The following is a 19,360-nucleotide window of genomic DNA, read 5'->3' as shown; positions in this document are numbered from 1 at the left end:
TTCTAATCCTTCTGTAGGAAATCCAAGCTATAACTATAAGTACAATGGGAAGGAATTGCAGGAAAGTGGGATGTATGATTATGGAGCAAGGATGTATATGCCGGATTTGGGAAGATGGGGTGTGGTAGATCCGCTGGCAGAACAATATCGTAGATGGTCGCCTTATAATTACGCTGTAAATAATCCGATGAGATTTACAGATCCTGATGGTCGTAGTGTTAATGATTTTGTTCAAAGACAGGATGGTTCCATTTATTGGGATAAAAACGCAAATAACCAAGCTACAACAAAAGCAGGGGAAACTTACATGGGAAAAGAGTTAACATTTACTTTTACAAGCTATATAGATAAAAAACTTTGGGATGTACCTTCTGCCTTTTCATTAGGGATGGATGCATCAGGTGTTAAACTAACAAGTACATTAACGTTGACAGGAAGAGAAAATTCCGCAGGAGAATTAACTAGCTTGGTTGGAAATTATAAATCTGAACCTGGTCCAACCCCAGTAGGTGCACCAAGAATGTTCTATCCAGGAGAAGGAGGTAGCAATAATACATTCAGTATGAACTCTACATCAACGGGAGCTAATGTTAATTTTGAACAGCACGCTAGCGTTTCCAAAATTGAAGAATATGGTTTAAATACAGTTGGTTTTAAAATTGTAGATGTTGCTCAAAAACTAAATGTCAATTATAACAGTAGTAATGGAAATCTTTCGGTAGGAGCTTCTACAAATATATTTCCTTCAGCAAATTTAACTGTTTCAGGTAACGGTAATACTTCTAAATTAATGCAATATAATCAGCCTTCTTTTATGAAAACGCATACTGCCCCTGTTACTGGAGCAACTCCAACTCCGAGAGGAATGGCTCCAACAAGAGATTTTTCATATTATCCATCACAATTTTATAAAAGAAATTAATATGTTTAAAATTACCCTTACCAATAGTTTTTTGTACTTATTAGTAAAGTATTTTGTTTTCTTTTTTATACTTGCTTTTGTCGGAGATAGATTTAAAAGTATTGTATTAGATAATGCAGAAACATCTTCAGAAATATTTAAACTTACTTTAAATTATATTTTATATGTGGCAATATATGCAATACCATTAATATTGATTTTTGGTTTTCCTCTATACTATATATTGAAAATAAAAAAAGGAATATATTTTTTACTATGTATAATATTGTTTTTCATCGTGGAATATTATATTTATACATATTTGTACGCTTCTTCTAATAAAATTTTAGGAATTTATAATATTATTATCAGTATAATTTTATTAGGGATTTTTTTTCATAAAATAATCCGTTCAAAGTTTATAGAAGTATAAAAGCAACTCTCCACCCGCTGGCGCGAGCGTCTCGCTCGTGTCCACAAATAAAATAAAACCTCTGCAACAGCGGAGGTTTTTTATCTTTCTTGTTTTAAGAAACTATATTGATGATCATCAAAAGTTAATAAATAATTACCTTTGTAAATTATATAAGATGAACAGGTTATATTTTTTTGTATCCCAAAAATATGTATATTGGTATTACCAAATTAAAGCGTAATCCGAAAAGCATTTAGAGTAGGAAAAAAACAAAAAAATGTTACTATGAAAAATCTAAGAAAACTTTCAAAAAGAGAATTGAAAACCGTTCAGGGAGGAATCCCAATGTGTCTGCCAGGATATTTCTGGTGTTCATTTGTAAAAAAATGTATTCCTGTAGGATCATCATGCGGACTTATTGATTAATTTGATTCATGAAAATAATGTAAAAACAGGCTGTCTCAGAAATGGGCAGCCTGTTTTATGTACTCTTCACTAATTGGCTTAAAAATAGATTCAAATTTTTAGCGGATAATTCCCGTCTTGAACTTTTGAATACTTTTGTTTTAAGACAAAAGTATAAGTATAAATCATGAATGAAAATCATCAGAACAGGATTTTCATCTCTCACTGAAAAACCGTATTTTTGTACATCTAAAAAGTAAAAGAACGAATGAATTCCTACAAAAATCCATTGGAAGAACGCTACTCCAGTGAAGAAATGTTATTTAACTTCTCACACAACAACAAATTCCAGAATTGGAGAAAGCTTTGGATAGCTCTTGCTGAAATTGAAAAAGACCTTGGTCTTGATATCACAGACGAGCAGATTGCAGAATTGAAAGCAAATGCTGAAAATATCGATTACGTGAAAGCTGCAGAGTATGAGAAAAAATTCCGTCATGACGTAATGGCTCACGTTCACGCATATGGTGATGTGGCGCCTTCGGCAAAAGGAATTATCCACCTTGGAGCAACTTCAGCTTTTGTAGGAGACAATACAGACTTAATTCAAATCCGTGACGGACTTTTAATCTTAAAGAAAAAGTTGGTGAACGTGATGAAAAATCTTTCGGATTTTGCGATTCAGTATAAAGACCTTCCCACTTTAGGATTCACACACTTCCAGCCGGCTCAGTTGACGACGGTAGGAAAAAGAGCTACACTTTGGTTACAGAGTTTGGTTCTTGACATCGAAGAATTGGATTTCTTCCTTGAAACCCTTCGTTTCAGAGGAGTAAAAGGAACTACAGGAACTGCTGCAAGTTTCCTTGAACTTTTTAACGGTGATTATTCTAAAGTAAAACATTTAGATAAAGAACTTTCAAAAAGATTCGGTTTCGAAAAAGTGTTCGGAGTTTCCGGACAGACTTACGATAGAAAAATTGATGCGAAGGTAGTTGCTTTATTAGGAAATATTGCACAATCTGCACATAAATTCACAAACGATTTACGTTTACTTCAAAACCTTAAGGAGATTGAAGAACCATTCGAGAAAAACCAGATCGGTTCATCGGCAATGGCATACAAGCGTAACCCAATGAGAAGTGAAAGAATCGGGGCATTGGCAAAATATGTAATGTCTCTGACAACAAGTTCTGCAATGGTAGCTTCTACACAATGGTTTGAAAGAACATTGGATGACTCTGCAAATAAGAGATTAACAATTCCTCAGGCGTTTTTAGCTGTTGATGCAATCCTATTAATTTGGAACAACATCATGAACGGAATCGTTGTTTATCCAAACAGAATCAACAAACATATTATGGAAGAGCTTCCTTTCATGGCGACAGAATACATCATCATGGAAGAAGTAAAAGCTGGTGGTGACCGCCAGGAAATCCATGAAGTGATCAGAGTTCACTCTATGGAAGCTTCCAAGAAAGTGAAAGAAGAAGGAAAAGAAAATGACCTTATCGAGAGAATCTTAAACGACGATTCTTTAAAACTAGACAAATCAAAACTGAAAGAAGTTTTAGATCCTAAGAACTTTATTGGTTTCGCGCCGATCCAGACGGAGGAATTCATCAAAAATGAAGTACAGCCGATTATAGACCAAAATAAAGACTTAATAGGATTGGAAGCTGATCTTAAAGTATAAAACAATATGCAGTCTTTTCGGCTGCATATTTTATTTAATTCGTATGAAGATTTACCTGTTTTTTATTTTTTTTTTATTTCCCGTGATGATATTTTCTCAGGATTTAAAACCGAATAAAAAAATCAGATCAGATGCCGATTTTAGCCATATAGTTTCAGGAATGACCGCTCCTTTTAGTTTGGGTGGCTTTTCCAGAACGGCATTGTTTACAAACTCTAAAAATGACAGCGTTTTTGTTGCGGAATATGAAAATAAGAGTAATGATGCATTATTTAAATTCAAAATTATTCCGGCTTTTCTTGATGAGGAAAGGCTTTTAAATCATTATTATAAAGATTTAACTGAAAGAAAATATACTCCTAAAGAAAGTGAAAAAGTAAATAAAGGAGTAACCTTTAAAGAAGGAAAGTTCAAGCTTCACGGAATCAGTAGCTATTTTAACCATCTTAACAGACTGATTAATATAAGAATTTATGATGCGGGTTTTTGGGTTTTTATTTCAGAAATAAGCCAAAAAGGGAATGATACTCTAGTTCTGGATAAAATGCATGACGAATTTTTAAAGAATTTACAACCAGCAAAAATTGTACAAAATAATCCTTTAACAAGATATTCGAATATTTTTTATGCACCTGTTGCTGCTCGTGACACTGTATTATTAAGAATCACCATGAGTAGTGCTACAAATAAGATGAAATGGATATATGAGAATATTGATAAATACGAAAGAGCTTCAGGAATTCCTGGGATCCTTTTAGATTTTCACATTGCGGGAATTAATGGTTTTATAGATTACAAGACGAAAAAAAATTCTACATCAATTAAAGAAGGTAATTTCACAGTAGATAAATTGATTTCGTTCTTCACAAAACTTCGAAATGATGGCTTTATAGACGAATATTTAATGGAGCAGTATAACTATTTATTAAGTCCGCCAGAAAATCATCAGTTTGATTATGAAGGTTATCAGAAGTGGAAGCTAAACAATTCTATAGACTATGATGTTGCTAATAAGTATTATATTATTGTAAATTCGCGTAAGAAAACGGATCTCACTAAAGACGAGTAAATTAAGCTTTGAAACCACTTCCAATTCAATGAAAAAAATACTTTTAACCATCATACTGACACCAATCATTTCTTTTTCTCAGACTAAAGAAGATTTACATTATTTTAAATCCAAAGATTCTTTAGTGGGAGTAAAAGATAAGGCCGGAAAAATAATTGTTCCGGCACAGTTCAAAATTTTTTCATTTCTAAAAGATGGAGATCCTGTAGAAGGAGAAACCATTCTTTTTGATGGAAGTAAAGAAGGTGAAAAATCGGAAAAAAATGCATGGGGATATGTGTATGACAGAAATGGAAAATTTCTGTACCAGCCTTTCCTTTATGACAATGGAGCAGATTATTTCTCTGAAGGACTGAGAAGATTGGTTAAAAATGGAAAAGTAGGATTTGCAGACCGAAACGGAAAGACGATTATTGAAGCTGAGCATGACTTTGCATTTCCTTTTAATTACGGATATGCCACCTTTTGTGACGGTTGCGACTGGGAAAAGACCAATGATGAGCACAGAGCAATTGTAGGCGGAAAATGGGGAGTAATGAATGTCAAAGGACAAACCATTCAGCCATTGGCAAAACCAACAGAGCAGGATGTTGAAATAGACGGGAAATATTATCCTAATCCGTTTCAGTACAATGAAAAAGAGAAGAATATTCTTCAGTTCTTTGAAAAGCAGAAGAAAAAGCTTTCAGATCTTTATTATGTGAATTTTTATGATAAGTTATCTGAAAAGGAAAAAAATCTGTTTTTTGAAATCGTAGAAAGACCAAAAGAAAACTTTTCCTATTATCAGGTGAATACTTATGATTATAGGAAAAAGGATTTGGATATGCTTTATCGTTTCAAATTCCTGGTTTCAGAAGATGGTAAAACATTTTATGCGATTGAGGATTTTAATGAAAAAAAAGTTCCTTTTGAAAACTGGCTGAAAGAAGAAATAAAAAATGTAGAAGACTTTCAGAAAGAGCATAAGGACAATCCTAATAAATTTATAAATAAATAAATAAATTGGAAATTCCTCAGTTCAAATTTGAAGAAGATAGACTTATTCCTTTAAATTTGTACAGAATAATTGGAGGGAAAATCTCTTTCAAAAATTTCCAATATAGATGGGTTTAAAGAAAGAAACTTTAACTCAGAAAAGGTAAAAAGAAAAATAAATCTAATATTAAAAATCTGACATCTAATTTTTAATAATGTTACAGAATCAAAATCATCAACAATTAATGACCGATCTTAAGGAGCTGGTAGACAAGACAAGAAGTCAGGTTGCAGCTCAGGTAAACTCGGCGATGGTGGTTTTATACTGGGAAATTGGCAAAAGAATAAATCAAGATGTTTTAGATAATAAAAGAGCAGAGTATGGCAAAGAAGTTATTGTACAGATCTCTCAACAACTTACGTTAGAATTTGGAAATTCATTTTCTGAAAAAAGTATCCGAAAAATGATGCAGTTTGCATCTGTTTTCGATGACTTTGAAATTGTCGCATCAGCGATGCGACAATTATCATGAAAATATAGAACTCATGAATCTGGAAGGGGATAATATAAAAGTAGCAGAATATTTACTTATCTTACCTTCAGAAAAAGTTTTGCTTGAAAAATTGCATCGTTCAATAGAGATAGCAAGAAATAAATTTGAAAATAAAAAATAAATCTAATATTAAAAATCTGACATCTAATGTCTAATAACAAAAGAATTTTCGTAGAAAAAAGAGGAATTTTCGATGTTGAAAGTCCAAAAATTTTTGATGAAGTAAAAGCGGTTGTTCCGGCAGTTCAAAGTGTGAAAGTATACAATGTATATGATATTTTCAATTTGAATGACGGAGAATTTGAAAAAGTAGTAAACAATACTTTCGTAGACCCTGTTACTGATATTTTACATACAGAAAACCCTGCAAAAACTATTCATTTCGGAATGGAATTTTTGCCTGGTCAGTATGATCAGAGAGCGGATTCTGCACAACAGTGTATCGCTTTGCTGACAGAAAATGAAAAATCAAAAGTAAGAAGTGGAAAGCTGATCGAATTTGAAGGAGTTTCTGAAGCGGATTTGGTTAAAATCAAAGACCTTCTGATCAACAAAGTAGAATCTCAGGAAAAAGACTTATCAATTCTGGACATTCCTGCAGAAGAAACCCCGTCAAAAGTAATCATCCACGAAAACTTTATCAATTTCAATGATGCGGAACTTGAAAGCTTCTATAACAATCATGGTTTTGCATTAGGATTGGATGACCTGAAATTTATTCAGGAATATTTCAAAACTGAAGAGAGAAATCCTACGGAAACAGAATTAAAAGTATTAGACACGTATTGGAGCGACCACTGTCGTCACACAACTTTCGAAACACAGTTGTCAGACATTCAGTTTGAAGGTCAGTTCAAACACACATTGGAAACTATTTTCAATGATTATATCGAAAAAAGAAAATTCTTAGGTCGTGAGCTGAAGCCCATTTCATTGATGGATCTGGCAACAGTATGCGGTAAATATTTCCATAAAACAGGGAACCTGGATAACCTTGTCATTTCTGATGAAATCAATGCATGTACCATCCAGATTGAAGCAGAATACGACGGTAAAAAAGAACCTTGGTATTTATTATTCAAAAACGAAACGCACAACCACCCAACAGAAATTGAACCTTTCGGAGGAGCTTCTACTTGTTTGGGAGGTGCAATCAGAGACCCATTATCCGGAAGATCTTTCGTTTTCCAGGCCATGAGATTAACGGGTGCGGCAGACGTTTTAGAATCTGTTGACAAAACTTTACCAGGAAAATTACCTCAGAAAACCATTACCAAACAGGCTGCCAACGGATATTCATCTTATGGTAACCAGATTGGTCTTGCCACTACAATGGTTTCCGAAATCTATGACGAAGGATACAAAGCCAAGAGAATGGAAGTTGGTTTCGTTACCGGAGCTGTTCCTGTAGACTGGGTAAGACGTGAAAAACCTGAAAACGGTGATTCAATCATTATCTTAGGTGGAGCAACAGGTCGTGACGGGGTAGGAGGAGCAAGCGGAAGTTCAAAAGAACAGGACGAAACTTCTATCCACACTATGAGTTCTGAAGTTCAGAAAGGAAATGCGGTAGAAGAGCGTAAAATCCAGAGATTATTCAGAAATCCTGAAGTAACGAAGCTGATCAAAAAATCAAATGACTTCGGAGCAGGAGGAGTTTCTGTAGCGATTGGAGAAATTGCAGATTCTTTAGAAGTAAACCTTGACGTATTACCTTTAAAATATGAAGGATTAAACGGAACCGAGCTGGCTATTTCTGAATCTCAGGAAAGAATGGCTGTGGTAGTAGATCCTCAGGATAAAGAAAAATTCATCAAATTCTGTGAAGCTGAAAACATTGTTGCTGTAGAAGTAGCAAAAGTGACAGATTCCGGAAGAATGCAGATGTTCTGGAAAGGAGACAAAATTGTAGACCTTTCAAGAGCTTTCTTAGATACCAACGGATGTTCAAAATCTCAGGAAGTGAAAATCACTCACCTTGAAGAAGTAAAAGAAGAAACAAAAGCTTTCACATCAGAAAACTTCCTGAACATCTTAAAAGATAAAAACGTGGCTTCCCAAAAAGGATTGCTTGAAATGTTCGATTCTTCAATTGGAGCAACTACAGTGGCAATGCCTTTAGGAGGAAAATATCAGCAGACCCTGATGGAAGGAAGTGTGCAGACCCTACCAATTTTAGGAGCAAAAGATATTAAAACTGTTTCTTTGGCAAGCTGGGGATTCGATGCTGAAATCTCAAAACAAAACTCACTGTTAGGATCATCTTATGCTGTAGTAGAGAGTGTTGCGAAGATTGTAGCGATGGGAGGTGATTATAAAAACATCAGACTAAGCTTCCAGGAATATTTTGAGAAACTAGGACAGAATCCAGAAAAATGGGGTAAACCTTTAGCTTCACTTTTAGGAGCTTATGATGCCCAGATCAATTTAGGTCTTGCTGCTATCGGAGGTAAAGATTCCATGAGTGGAACGTACCAGGATCTTAATGTTCCACCAACCTTGATTTCTTTTGCATGTGCCAACGGAGATAAAGAAAATATCATCTCTCCAGAATTGAAGAATGCTGGAAACAAGCTGTATTTCTTCAACCATATTGCTCAGGAAAGCGGACTTCCAAACTATAATGCTTTAAAAGAAGTTTTTGAATTCATTTTCGAAAACATCAAAGCAGGAAAAATTGTTTCTGTGAAAACAGTGAAAGAAGGAGGTCTTGCAGTAGCTTTAGCAAAAATGAGCTTCGGAAACAGATTAGGCACTGAAATCAATGCTGATGAAAACCTTTTATTAGCTAAAAATATCGGTAGCTTAATCATTGAAGCAAAAGAAGAATTAAGCTCGGCTGCTCTTCAGTTGATTGGGGAAGTAAAAGATTCGGGGACTTTAAAAATTAACGGTCTTGAATCAAACATTACAGACCTTGTAGCAGCCAATACAAATACATTCGAAAATCTTTTCCCAACAGTAGAAAAAGAAAAGATTACAGTTGAAATTGATGCTAAACACAATTCTGTCAATCCAAGAAATATCATTATTAAAAAACACGGAATTGCACAGCCTAAAGTATTCGCTCCGGTATTCCCGGGAACCAACTGTGAGTATGACACGCTGAATGCATTCCAGAAAGAAGGAGCTGTAGTAAGCAGTCTGCCTTTGATCAATATCAATCACCAGTTACTGGATGAGAGTATTGATGCATGGGTAGAAGAGATCAGAACTTCTCAGATTCTGGCATTCTCAGGAGGTTTCTCTGCTGGTGATGAGCCGGATGGTTCTGCAAAATTCATTGTAAACGTTCTGAAAAACGAGAAAATGAAAAATGCAGTACACGAATTATTAGACAGAGACGGGATGATCATCGGGATCTGTAATGGGTTCCAGGCGCTGGTGAAATCAGGACTGTTGCCTTACGGAAGAATCAAAGATTTGGATGAGAATTCTCCAACATTGGCTCACAATGCGATCAGAAGACACATCTCTCAGATGGTAACGGTACAGGTATTGAATGATGAAAGCCCTTGGTTAAAAGGAATGAAAGGACAAACTTTCACCATTCCGATTTCCCACGGAGAAGGACGTTTCATGGCTTCGGAAGAAGAAATCAAGAAATTGTATGAAAACGGACAAATTGCTACCCAATACATTGATCTTGATGGAAATATTGCCCACGGGATGCCTTTCAACCCGAATAACTCATTATTCGGAATCGAAGGAATTACCAGTCCATGTGGAAAGATCTATGGAAGAATGGGACACCCGGAACGATTTGCTGAAGGCCTCATGAAGAATATACCAACCGCGAATTATCATAACATATTCAAAAACGGTGTTGAATACTTCAAATAACAATACAAGAAAAATGATCGTCATCAATGGCGGTCATTTTTCGTCTTTAGGAGGTTTCTATGAAGAGGTTTCCAGTGTTCTGATGAAAGATACAGACTGGAAAGTAGGAACATTGGATGGGCTTGACGATATTCTTTACGGTGGTTTCGGAGTATTTGAAAACAAAGAAGAAATTGAAATCATCTGGAAAGAATCAGAAAAATCAAAAGAAGACTTAGGCTATGAAGCCACCCGTGAATTCTACGAAAACAAAATCAGACAGGGAAAACTATTCAATATAGAATTGATTCAACAAAAATTAAATGACCTGACCGAAGGAAAAGGACAAACCCTTTTTGAAATCCTGGTGGAAATTATAGAATCACATAGTAATATTACTTTGAAGCTTGAATAATAATAAGCAATGAGTAATAATTTGAATTTTAAACCTTAAGAATAGTAAAGATTTTAAGGTGAGTTAAGATCATATAAGATGATTAAGCAGTCTGCTTAAATAATCGCTTCAGCTGTTACCTTAATAATTCTTCACTCCTTAAAAAAACTTAATGGTTCAAATCATTTTGGTTATATCCGCTTCATCAAATCAACTTGTTGATTCATCTTAGCTCCCTTAGAAATATTACAAAAAATAGTAAAACTTTGCGTTAAAAACCTCCATAAATTCAGCAATTTTATAATCATTAAATAATTTTTTCTTAATACTTTTACTTAAGCTAAACAGAAAATAGTAAGAATTGAATGAAGAAAATTATTTATGGGCTGTTCTTCGGTGACAGCATTACCTACGGGGAATATGACGGAGTTTTTGGCGGTTGGGTAGATATTCTGAAAAGATATGCCCTGCAAAAATTTCACGAAGGAAATGGAGATGAACTGATCCTGTTCAATCTCGGAATAGGAGGTGAAACAACAGAAGGATTATTGAAAAGAATTCCCCACGAATTAAGTGCAAGAAATTCTGCCGATGGAAACATCGTTTTTCTAAGCTATGGAGCCAATGATCTTGCTGTAAAAGATGGAGCGCAAATCGTAGATCCTGAAAAATTTAAAAGCAATATTAAAGACGCTATTGCACATGCCAGACAGTTTTCTAATGAAATTTACCTTGTGAGCATTCTCCCTTTCTCTCAAAAAATAGATGGAATAATGGTAAGCTCAGGAAAGAAAAGAATCAACGAAGATGTAATAGTGTATAATCAGATCTTGAAAGATCTTGCAGCTGAAAATTCTCTGACATATATTGATTTTTATTCCGCTTTCCTGCTGGATAAAGAGATACTGCTTTCCGCAGACGGTGTACATCCCAACGAAAAAGGCTACGGAATGATGGCTGAAATTGCAATCCCAATCATTGAAAAATATTTATAATGCCACATTTATTTTCTTACGGAACCCTGCAGAAAGAGCAGGTTCAAATGGAAACCTTTGGAAGACTTTTGCAAGGTGAAAAGGACATTTTGTCAGGCTACAAATTAAGTATGCTTGAAATTACAGATCCTGAAGTTCTTCGGAAAAGCGGTCAGAAATACCACCCCGTACTTGAATTTTCAGGAAATGATAATGATCAGGTAGAAGGAGTACTTTTTGAAGTAACAGAAGCAGAAATCCTTCAGGCTGACGAATATGAAGTAGATGATTATAAAAGAATTGAAACTGTTTTTAAATCCGGAAAAAAAGGATTTATCTATGTCGGGAAATAGTCATTGCGAGCATAGCGAAGCAATCTTAATAAACTCTTTCTTAAAATATTCAATAGGAGTGGGCTATAATCCAGAGCTTAGTCGAAGGAAGCCCACTCACCTTATAAAAATAAATCCATCGGCTTTAGCCAAAACTTAAAAAACTCCTGACACCCCCTTGTCACAACCTCACCTTATCTTTGCTCCATAACAAAGAATTAATAATGAATAATGTAAAAATAAAACCTTTTAAGGTAATCGGAATCTCGGTAAGAACAACCAATGAAAATGGACAGGCAGGAAAAGATATTCCGGTATTGTGGGAGAAAATGATAAACGAAGATATTATCAATTCAATTCCAAATAAAATAGACAATACCATCTATTCTATCTACACAGATTACGAAAAAGACCATACAAAACCATATACTACAGTTCTCGGATGTGAAGTAGAAAACCTTGATGATATTCCGGAAGGAATGGTTGGGTATTCTTTTGATGGTGGAGACTATCTGAAATTTACAGTAAAAGGAGACGTTTCAAAAGATTTGGTCATTAATGAATGGATCAAAATCTGGAACATGGATCTGGGAAGAGCATTTACAGCCGATTTTGAAGTCTATGGAAAAAAAGCACAGAATCCGCTAGACGCAGAAATTGATATTTTCATCGCTGTGAAATAAAAGATAAAAAATATTTCTAACCTTCAGAAACTTTCGAACTGAAGACGTGATATTCCCCTCCCACGGAGGGGTGGCAAAAATTCAAAGAATTTTTGACGGGGTGGTCTGAGTCTACAGAAACAAGAGTTTTATGGTCTTCATAAACCTTACAACATATTTTCCATACACCAGAATCCCGACAATCACTGCTGCTATGGCTGTCAGCACAACAGCCCCTGCAGCAATATCTTTAATAAAGCCAATTCTTTTGTCGAAATCCGGTTGAATGATATCGCAGATCTTTTCAATAGCAGTATTGAAAATTTCGGCACTTAAAACAACAAACGAAGCCATAAGAACCAATGCTGCATCCGTATAATTTAATTTGAAATAAAAAATAAGAAAGAGATTGACAAAGAATGCCAGAAGCTCAATCTGGAAATTTCTTTCCGTTTTTATCATCATCAAAACACCCCGGAAAGCATTGAGAAAACTTTTATGGATAGGAGGTTTTTGCATGATTTTAAACTTTTCAGACAAAGATAGTCTTTGTATTTTGATAAAAAAATGAATCGTTGCAGAAATCAAAGCATAATGTCAAGGCTCAAAACAGATTAAGGATATTTGTGAAAAACTCCTCGATATTATTCTTTTCTTTATTGTATCTATTTATTATATTTGTAGAAACTTATTTTATAAATCTATGAAATTTATTATTTCAAGTGGTGAACTGCAGAAGGCGTTGCAAACTGTAAGTGGCGTAATATCAAGCTCTCAATCGAGACCGATTTTAGAAAACTATCTTTTTGAATTAGACGGAAATAATGTTACCATTACAGCATCTGACGGCGAGACAACTCTTGTTACTTCTCTGGAAGTAAAGTCTGATGATACAGGTAAATTTGCTGTTCCTGCTAAAATTTTTCAGGATTTTATCAAGACATATGGTGAACAGCCTCTCACATTTGTTGTAAAAGACAATGCCGAAGGTACTGGAAGCCAGCTTGAGATTTTAGATGAAAAAGATAATTTCGCAGTAGCATTAGACAATGCTGATGACTATCCTGAATTACCGGAATTCGACGCTTCCCAAAGTGTAACGATGCCGGCAGGAGTTTTGTCTGAAGCTTTGACAAACACACTATTCGCTACAAGTAACGACTCCCTTCGTCCGGTAATGACAGGAGTTCTTTTCCAGTTTGGAGAAAATGAAACCAATTTCGTTTCTACAGACTCCCACAGATTGGTGGTGTACAAAAGAGCTGACCTGATGAATGCCGAGCCAATGGAGTTTATCATGCCTAAAAAGCCTTTGAACATTTTTAAAAATATCCTGGCAAGTTCCAATGAAGACGTTACCATCGACTTCAATGAGAATATGGCTAAATTTACTTTTGGTAAACACATCTGGATCTGTAGACTGATTGATGGGAAATATCCGAACTATACAGCGGTAATTCCAAAAGAAAATCCCAATGTATTGACGATCAACAGAAACCTTTTATTAGGAGCGATCAAAAGAGCATCTATCATGTCTAACAAATCTACCAACCAGGTAAGATTCAAGCTTTCCGGAAATATTCTTCACCTTCATGCAGAAGATACTGAATATGCAAACAAAGCAGACATGCAGATTCCTTGTGACTACAACGGAGAAGATATCAATATCGGATTCAGCTCAAAATTCTTAACTGAAATGCTGACGATTTTAGGATCTGACGATATCACCATGAAAATGTCTCAACCTAACAGACCAGGGATCATTGAACCTCTTGACGGTCTTGAAGAAAACGAAAATATCTTAATGTTATCAATGCCGGTTATCGGATTATAATAGTAAGATAACAACTAATAGAAAGCCGGAATTTTCCGGCTTTTTTTGTAGACCTGTGATCCGGCTCATAGTTGTAAATAGGGTATAATTGACTTAGGAATTAGGAGCGTTAAGAAAATTTTGATGTAATCCGTCAAAAAATTTCCATTGTTTGAGCATGGACGAAATTTAGAACCGAAGCAGGATCAGATAATCCATGCGAGTTTGGAAATTTTAGGAGTACATTAAAATTTTTAGCGGATGATTCCCGTCTTGAACTTTTGTATACTTTTGCTTCAAGGTAAAAGTATAGTGAAAAAACATTTATACCATTGTGAATCATTAGAGTCATTTGTGTTTAAAAGATTTAAATGAAAATAAAAATACAGACATATTCTACCTCAGATTTTCCTTCAGAATTCACTACAGAAAACTACAGTGTAATTCTGTGGAAAGGGTCTGGCGTTTTCTCTGTAGACGCTATTAACTATTCTTACAGTGGATACAATATTCTGTTTCTTTCTCCTTATCAAAAGGTGAAGCTGGCTTCTGAATCGGAGGAGAATATCCATGTGCTTTTGTTTCATGGGGATTATTACTGTATTGAATATCACAAAGAGGAAGTGGCATGTAACGGGCTTCTTTTCAATAATATTTATCTGAATCCGGGAGTGGAGTTGTCGGAAGAGAATTATCATTATATCCTAGAGCTTTTTAATCATATTCAAAAAGAAGAATCGGAGAAGCATCCGTTTTCGGAATCTATTATCAAAACGTATATTCAGCTTATTCTTGCCATTGGAAGCAAACAGAAAAGCAGTATTGAAAACAGTGTGGTTTCTCATGAAAAGCTTCCCAATAAAAACGCAGCAGAATTTCAAAAGTTATTGGAATCTCATTTTAAAAAGGAAAAAGAACTGGCATTTTACAGTGACAAACTGAACATTACCAATAATACCTTAAGTAAGGCGGTAAAAAAAGAATTTTCCAAAACACCTACTCAACTTATCAATGAAAGAATTATCCTGGAATCTAAAAAGCTGCTGCATTTAACCTATAGATCTGTAAAGGAAATTGCTTCTGAGCTGGGATTTGCAGATGAATTTTACTTCAGCAGGTATTTCAAAAAATCGGTGGGATGTTCACCCAAAAATTACAGAGAAAAAGTAGGGATCTCTGTAGTGGCGAAAATGTCCATGTAATGTCCTCAAATATCTATGTTGACACTGTAGACATGTGAATACCTTTGGTAAAAATAAATCACATGAAAAATAACAGACTTTACCACCAACTATTACAATTGGATACTTACTTTTTCAATTTTCTCAGAATTTCAATTTTCATCGTTATGGCCTGGATTGGAGGCTTGAAAGCATTTCATTATGAAGCTGATGGGATTGTTCCTTTCGTGGCCAATAGTCCTTTTATGAGTTTCTTCTACAAAAATGCAGGTAATAAGATCCTTAATGAAGATCAAAAATTAGTCGCAGAATATACATTGTATAAAAATCCGGAAGGAAAAGTCATTCAGAAAAACATTAACTGGAATAAAGAAAACGGAACATATACCTTTTCCTATGGTTTGGGAACAATGATTGTAGTGATAGGATTTTTGCTGTTGTCAGGAATCTGGTTTCCTAAAATCGGAGCTGTTGGAGGTGCTTTAACATTTTTAATGTCATTGGTTACCCTCTCGTTCCTGATCACGACTCCGGAAGTTTATGTACCAAATCTTGGTGGAGACTCTCCAACACTTCAATATGGATTTCCGTATCTGTCTGGTGCCGGACGTTTGGTCCTGAAAGATATTATCATGATGGCCGGAGGATTCGTATTATTTTCGGATAGCCTGAAGAAAGTACTGAGACCATCCGATCAGTAGATTTTCAAATCAGAAGCATAAGATTAACGAAAATTTATTATCTTAAAGTGGCTTCTAAATTTCTCTATTTCTCAAAAAAACACGACATTTGTAGCTTGAAAAATCATACCGGAACAAGGGGTGGAATTTCAAATAAAAGTTTCAAAATAGAGCAGATGAAACCTTTGTGGCATCTGACGAATTAAATAAGTAGATAGATTAACAAATGAAAATATCAAACAACTGGCTGAAGGACTTTGTAAAAACGGAATCAAAAACTGAAAGAATCGGTGAATTCCTTACAGATATAGGTCTTGAGGTTGAAGGGATAGATAAATTTGAAAGTGTAAAAGGCAGCCTGGAAGGAATCGTTGTAGGTAAAGTTTTAACTTGCGAAAAACATCCTAATGCTGACAAACTGAAGAAGACAACGGTAGACGTAGGAAACGGAAAAGTGTTGAACATTGTTTGTGGAGCTCCTAATGTAGAGGCTGGGCAAACCGTACCTGTAGCTGTTGTCGGAACAAAAATCTATGACAAAACCGGAAACTTTTTTGAAATTAAAGAAGCAAAAATCAGAAGTGAGGTTTCTCAAGGAATGATCTGTGCTGAAGACGAATTAGGTCTTAGTGACGATCACGGAGGAATTATGGTTTTGGATGAGACGAAATATGAAGTGGGGAAAAACTTTGCAGATTATTTTGAGCTGACTAATGATGAGGTATTTGAAATCGGATTAACACCGAACAGAACAGATGCTATGTCTCATTATGGTGTTGCCAGAGATTTACACGCTTATCTTTCTACAAACCAATTGAAGTCTCAATTTAATAAAGTAGCTTCTGAAGTTTTAAATAGTGAGGGAACTCATGATTTCAAACTGGAAATTGAAGATGCAGAATTATGTCCAAGATATATCGGAGCGGTTATTGAAGATGTAAAAGTAGCAGAATCGCCATCTTGGTTAAAAGACAGACTGAAAGCGATCGGATTAAACCCGATTAACAACGTTGTAGATATTACCAATTATATTCTTCACGGGTACGGACAGCCGCTTCACGCATTTGATGCAGATAAAATTGCAGATAAAAAAGTGAAAGTAGGAGTGGTAAAACCGGGAACGAAATTCACTACTTTAGATGGTGTTGAAAGAACATTGAATGGTTCTGAAATCATGATCAAAGATGGTAAAGATAAACCAATGTGTATTGCCGGAGTATTTGGTGGTGAGAATTCAGGAGTATCTGAAACAACTAAAACAATATTCCTTGAAAGTGCTTATTTCAACCCGATTGCCGTAAGAAAAGGAGCTAAAGCGCACAGCTTGAATACAGATGCTTCTTTCAGATTTGAAAGAGGAGTAGATCCAAATCTTACAAGAACGGCAATCACTCACGCTATTAAAATGATTCAGGAAATTGCTGAAGGAAAATTAGTAGGAGAGTTACTGGAAGAATATCCTAAGAAAATAGAAGATAACTATGTGATTATCAGATTCTCTAAAATTGAACAGATTTTAGGAACAAAAATTCACAGAGAAAAAGTAAAGGAAATCTTAAAAGCATTGGAAATTCAGGTTTTAAATGAAATTCCTAACGGTTTTGAAATCTCTGTTCCTGCGTACAGAGCAGATGTAACAAGAGAAATTGACGTAATTGAAGAGATCTTAAGAATCTACGGATACAATAAGATTGATGCTCCACAAAAGATTTCGTTTACCCCTGTTAAGCTGAGTGCTAGCGATCAGGACGAACTGGAAAACAGCTGGGCAAGAACTTTACAGAGCATTGGTTTCAATGAAGTAATGAACAATTCATTGACTTCTGTAAAAGATGAAACTGACGCTGTAAAACTATTAAACCCTTTAAGCGGTGATTTGGCATTCATGAGAAAGTCTTTATTAGAAGGACTTCTTCAGAATACAGTATATAACATCAACAGAAAGAATCAGGATATCAAGTTCTTCGAATTAGGAAAAATTTACCACAAAAAAGAAAAATACGAAGAAAGAAAACAATTGGCATTATTGGTTTCGGGAAGAGATGTTGCAGAAAACTGGCTTCAGTCAAAGTCTGCTGTAAGTTTCTATAACCTTAAAGCATATGTGAAAGTTTTATTGGAAAGACTTGCTGTAAACTATAAAGAAGTTGCTCTGTCTGATGAAAGATTCTCTGATGCATTGGTATACGAAGCAGATGGTAAAGCTTTGGTGAGAATAGGAAAAGTAGCTCCGGCTTTATTGAAAGATTTTGATATTGATCAGGATTGCTTCTATGCTGAAATTGAATTGGAGTATGCTCAGGAATTACGTTCTAAAAATGAACTGAAATTCAAAGATATTCCGAAATTCAACAAAATCAGAAGAGACTTAGCTTTATTGATTGATAAAACGGTAAACTATCAGGATTTATATCAAACTGCTAAAAAGAACAAATCTCCATTCATTAAGAATATTAATCTGTTCGATGTGTATGAAGGTAAAAATCTTCCTGAAGGTAAGAAGTCTTATGCCATGAGCTTCGAGTTATTAAACGAAGAAAAAACACTGGAAGAAAAAGAGATTACTGAAGTAATGGATTCTCTGATCAAAGCTTTCCAGAAAGAATTCAACGCAGAGTTGAGATCTTAATCATTGAAAATACATTTTCATTAATAAATAGAAACGGACTTTTTTAAGTCCGTTTTTTTGTTGTAATAGATTGACTGGTTTCTGGCTTAATCTATCCACAGCTTTTGTCACTCCGTAGGAGCGTCAATATATTTTATAAACCAATGGTAGTATAGATTTTTTCGGAATGACAAAGACATTGTGAAATTTTATCGAAGGTAAAATCCTTGCGCCTTAAACTCTCAACATATTAACAAATTTGCGTCTTTGCGTTTCCCCACTCTAATTTGAACAATCAAAAATGCATTTATCATTAAAAATTCAACCGGAAAAATATTCAAAATATCAAGTGTTAAAGAATAATAAAATTCGCTGTAACCCGTTTAGATAATATAATTTCCGTAAATTTGGATTAATTCAAAAAGTAAAAAATGAAAAATCTTTTTTTAAGTATATGTGCTGCTGCAGTTTTGGCTTCGTGTGGATCCATGACAAGCCCGTCTGCATCTAAAGTAGGAAAGGCTCAGCCCGCTCTTACCAATACAAAATGGTCTCTGGCTGAAACGGTAAAAGGTAAAGTTCCGACATTGAATATTGAAGGAGAAAAGATCACTGGAAATGCAGGTTGTAACAACTATTTCGGAACAGCTACAATAGATCCTTCTACAGGTGGTTTTACAGCAGGACAGATGGGATCTACAAAAATGATGTGCAACAACATCGGAGTAGAGCAGAACTTTATGGATATGATGGGAAAAGCAAACAAGTATGTGATTTCCGGAAATACTTTAGAATTGTATAAAGACAATCTTTTACTATTGAAATTCACTAAATCAGAATAAAAAACAAAAGGAACTCAATTGAGTTCCTTTTTTA

The 19,360-nt window shown here is 34.9% G+C and carries 18 protein-coding genes; 17 read left to right on the top strand and 1 reads right to left on the bottom strand.

The annotated features are described in order from the left end of the window. The 12 genes from ACM6F9_RS11475 to ACM6F9_RS11420 form a co-directional block, all read left to right on the top strand. A partial coding sequence (locus tag ACM6F9_RS11475; protein ID WP_414845853.1) for an RHS repeat-associated core domain-containing protein occupies nucleotides 1-922 on the top strand: 922 nt, incomplete at its 5' end. Between the two features lie 679 nt (nucleotides 923-1,601). Next, a complete protein-coding gene (locus tag ACM6F9_RS11470; RefSeq protein ID WP_156118435.1) occupies nucleotides 1,602-1,742 on the top strand; it encodes a bacteriocin-like protein in 141 nt (46 codons plus the stop codon). Between the two features lie 247 nt (nucleotides 1,743-1,989). Next, entirely contained in the window at nucleotides 1,990-3,417 is a 1,428-nt protein-coding gene (gene purB, locus ACM6F9_RS11465; protein ID WP_076597264.1) for an adenylosuccinate lyase, read from the top strand. A gap of 85 nt (nucleotides 3,418-3,502) precedes the next feature. Beyond that, nucleotides 3,503-4,486: a hypothetical protein gene (locus ACM6F9_RS11460; RefSeq protein WP_414845852.1), complete on the top strand. Its 984-nt coding sequence runs from the start codon at nucleotides 3,503-3,505 to the stop codon at nucleotides 4,484-4,486. A 28-nt stretch (nucleotides 4,487-4,514) separates the two neighbouring features. Further along, complete coding sequence (locus ACM6F9_RS11455; RefSeq protein ID WP_414845851.1) at nucleotides 4,515-5,486, top strand: WG repeat-containing protein; 972 nt, start codon at nucleotides 4,515-4,517, stop codon at nucleotides 5,484-5,486. A 193-nt stretch (nucleotides 5,487-5,679) separates the two neighbouring features. Continuing rightward, the gene (locus tag ACM6F9_RS11450) at nucleotides 5,680-5,997 is read left to right on the top strand and encodes a DUF1016 N-terminal domain-containing protein (RefSeq protein ID WP_414845850.1); all 318 of its coding nucleotides are present in this window, start codon (nucleotides 5,680-5,682) and stop codon (nucleotides 5,995-5,997) included. A 13-nt stretch (nucleotides 5,998-6,010) separates the two neighbouring features. Further along, complete coding sequence (locus ACM6F9_RS11445; protein ID WP_262708443.1) at nucleotides 6,011-6,139, top strand: hypothetical protein; 129 nt, start codon at nucleotides 6,011-6,013, stop codon at nucleotides 6,137-6,139. A gap of 26 nt (nucleotides 6,140-6,165) precedes the next feature. After that, entirely contained in the window at nucleotides 6,166-9,861 is a 3,696-nt protein-coding gene (locus tag ACM6F9_RS11440) for a phosphoribosylformylglycinamidine synthase (protein ID WP_414845849.1), read from the top strand. Then, nucleotides 9,842-10,255, top strand: coding sequence for a ribonuclease inhibitor (locus ACM6F9_RS11435; RefSeq protein ID WP_414845848.1), 414 nt, complete (start codon nucleotides 9,842-9,844; stop codon nucleotides 10,253-10,255). Before ACM6F9_RS11440 ends, ACM6F9_RS11435 begins: the two co-directional genes overlap by 20 nt. Nucleotides 10,256-10,599: 344 nt before the next feature. Next, complete coding sequence (locus ACM6F9_RS11430) at nucleotides 10,600-11,229, top strand: SGNH/GDSL hydrolase family protein (protein WP_414845847.1); 630 nt, start codon at nucleotides 10,600-10,602, stop codon at nucleotides 11,227-11,229. After that, nucleotides 11,229-11,561: a gamma-glutamylcyclotransferase family protein gene (locus ACM6F9_RS11425; protein WP_414845846.1), complete on the top strand. Its 333-nt coding sequence runs from the start codon at nucleotides 11,229-11,231 to the stop codon at nucleotides 11,559-11,561. Before ACM6F9_RS11430 ends, ACM6F9_RS11425 begins: the two co-directional genes overlap by 1 nt. A 203-nt stretch (nucleotides 11,562-11,764) precedes the next feature. After that, on the top strand, nucleotides 11,765-12,223 hold the full coding sequence (locus ACM6F9_RS11420; RefSeq protein WP_414845845.1) for a GyrI-like domain-containing protein: 459 nt from the start codon (nucleotides 11,765-11,767) through the stop codon (nucleotides 12,221-12,223). Between the two features lie 111 nt (nucleotides 12,224-12,334). On the opposite strand, the gene ACM6F9_RS11415 is transcribed toward ACM6F9_RS11420, so the two are convergent. Continuing rightward, complete coding sequence (locus ACM6F9_RS11415; RefSeq protein WP_414845844.1) at nucleotides 12,335-12,721, bottom strand: diacylglycerol kinase family protein; 387 nt, start codon at nucleotides 12,719-12,721, stop codon at nucleotides 12,335-12,337. Nucleotides 12,722-12,905: 184 nt separating this feature from the next. On the opposite strand from ACM6F9_RS11415, the gene dnaN reads away from it, so the two are divergent. The 5 genes from dnaN (at nucleotide 12,906) to ACM6F9_RS11390 (ending at nucleotide 19,326) form a co-directional block, all read left to right on the top strand. Next, complete coding sequence (dnaN, locus tag ACM6F9_RS11410) at nucleotides 12,906-14,036, top strand: DNA polymerase III subunit beta (RefSeq protein ID WP_034699704.1); 1,131 nt, start codon at nucleotides 12,906-12,908, stop codon at nucleotides 14,034-14,036. A gap of 350 nt (nucleotides 14,037-14,386) precedes the next feature. After that, on the top strand, nucleotides 14,387-15,217 hold the full coding sequence (locus tag ACM6F9_RS11405) for a helix-turn-helix domain-containing protein (RefSeq protein WP_414845843.1): 831 nt from the start codon (nucleotides 14,387-14,389) through the stop codon (nucleotides 15,215-15,217). A gap of 62 nt (nucleotides 15,218-15,279) precedes the next feature. Further along, the gene (locus ACM6F9_RS11400) at nucleotides 15,280-15,897 is read left to right on the top strand and encodes a DUF417 family protein (RefSeq protein WP_414845842.1); all 618 of its coding nucleotides are present in this window, start codon (nucleotides 15,280-15,282) and stop codon (nucleotides 15,895-15,897) included. Between the two features lie 205 nt (nucleotides 15,898-16,102). After that, nucleotides 16,103-18,505 carry a phenylalanine--tRNA ligase subunit beta gene (gene pheT, locus ACM6F9_RS11395; protein WP_414845841.1) on the top strand — a complete coding sequence of 801 codons (2,403 nt, stop codon included), beginning with the start codon at nucleotides 16,103-16,105 and terminating at the stop codon, nucleotides 18,503-18,505. 410 nt (nucleotides 18,506-18,915) lie between these two features. Continuing rightward, nucleotides 18,916-19,326 carry an META domain-containing protein gene (locus ACM6F9_RS11390; RefSeq protein ID WP_414845840.1) on the top strand — a complete coding sequence of 137 codons (411 nt, stop codon included), beginning with the start codon at nucleotides 18,916-18,918 and terminating at the stop codon, nucleotides 19,324-19,326. Nucleotides 19,327-19,360: the final 34 nt, after the last annotated feature.

It is taken from the genome of Chryseobacterium sp. IT-36CA2 (genome assembly GCF_949767875.1).
Taxonomy (GTDB): domain Bacteria; phylum Bacteroidota; class Bacteroidia; order Flavobacteriales; family Weeksellaceae; genus Chryseobacterium.
The sequence above is the reverse complement of the archived record's forward strand: the minus strand, read 5'-3'. Positions and strand labels throughout refer to the sequence as shown.

Coding starts and splice junctions, on each gene's coding strand:
- ACM6F9_RS11470 (WP_156118435.1), top strand. CDS start 1,602: ATGAAAAATCTAAGAAAACTTTCAAAAAGAGAATTGAAAACCGTTCAG.
- purB (WP_076597264.1), top strand. CDS start 1,990: ATGAATTCCTACAAAAATCCATTGGAAGAACGCTACTCCAGTGAAGAA.
- ACM6F9_RS11460 (WP_414845852.1), top strand. CDS start 3,503: ATGATATTTTCTCAGGATTTAAAACCGAATAAAAAAATCAGATCAGAT.
- ACM6F9_RS11455 (WP_414845851.1), top strand. CDS start 4,515: ATGAAAAAAATACTTTTAACCATCATACTGACACCAATCATTTCTTTT.
- ACM6F9_RS11450 (WP_414845850.1), top strand. CDS start 5,680: ATGTTACAGAATCAAAATCATCAACAATTAATGACCGATCTTAAGGAG.
- ACM6F9_RS11445 (WP_262708443.1), top strand. CDS start 6,011: ATGAATCTGGAAGGGGATAATATAAAAGTAGCAGAATATTTACTTATC.
- ACM6F9_RS11440 (WP_414845849.1), top strand. CDS start 6,166: ATGTCTAATAACAAAAGAATTTTCGTAGAAAAAAGAGGAATTTTCGAT.
- ACM6F9_RS11430 (WP_414845847.1), top strand. CDS start 10,600: ATGAAGAAAATTATTTATGGGCTGTTCTTCGGTGACAGCATTACCTAC.
- ACM6F9_RS11425 (WP_414845846.1), top strand. CDS start 11,229: ATGCCACATTTATTTTCTTACGGAACCCTGCAGAAAGAGCAGGTTCAA.
- ACM6F9_RS11420 (WP_414845845.1), top strand. CDS start 11,765: ATGAATAATGTAAAAATAAAACCTTTTAAGGTAATCGGAATCTCGGTA.
- ACM6F9_RS11415 (WP_414845844.1), bottom strand. CDS start 12,721: ATGCAAAAACCTCCTATCCATAAAAGTTTTCTCAATGCTTTCCGGGGT.
- dnaN (WP_034699704.1), top strand. CDS start 12,906: ATGAAATTTATTATTTCAAGTGGTGAACTGCAGAAGGCGTTGCAAACT.
- ACM6F9_RS11405 (WP_414845843.1), top strand. CDS start 14,387: ATGAAAATAAAAATACAGACATATTCTACCTCAGATTTTCCTTCAGAA.
- ACM6F9_RS11400 (WP_414845842.1), top strand. CDS start 15,280: ATGAAAAATAACAGACTTTACCACCAACTATTACAATTGGATACTTAC.
- pheT (WP_414845841.1), top strand. CDS start 16,103: ATGAAAATATCAAACAACTGGCTGAAGGACTTTGTAAAAACGGAATCA.
- ACM6F9_RS11390 (WP_414845840.1), top strand. CDS start 18,916: ATGAAAAATCTTTTTTTAAGTATATGTGCTGCTGCAGTTTTGGCTTCG.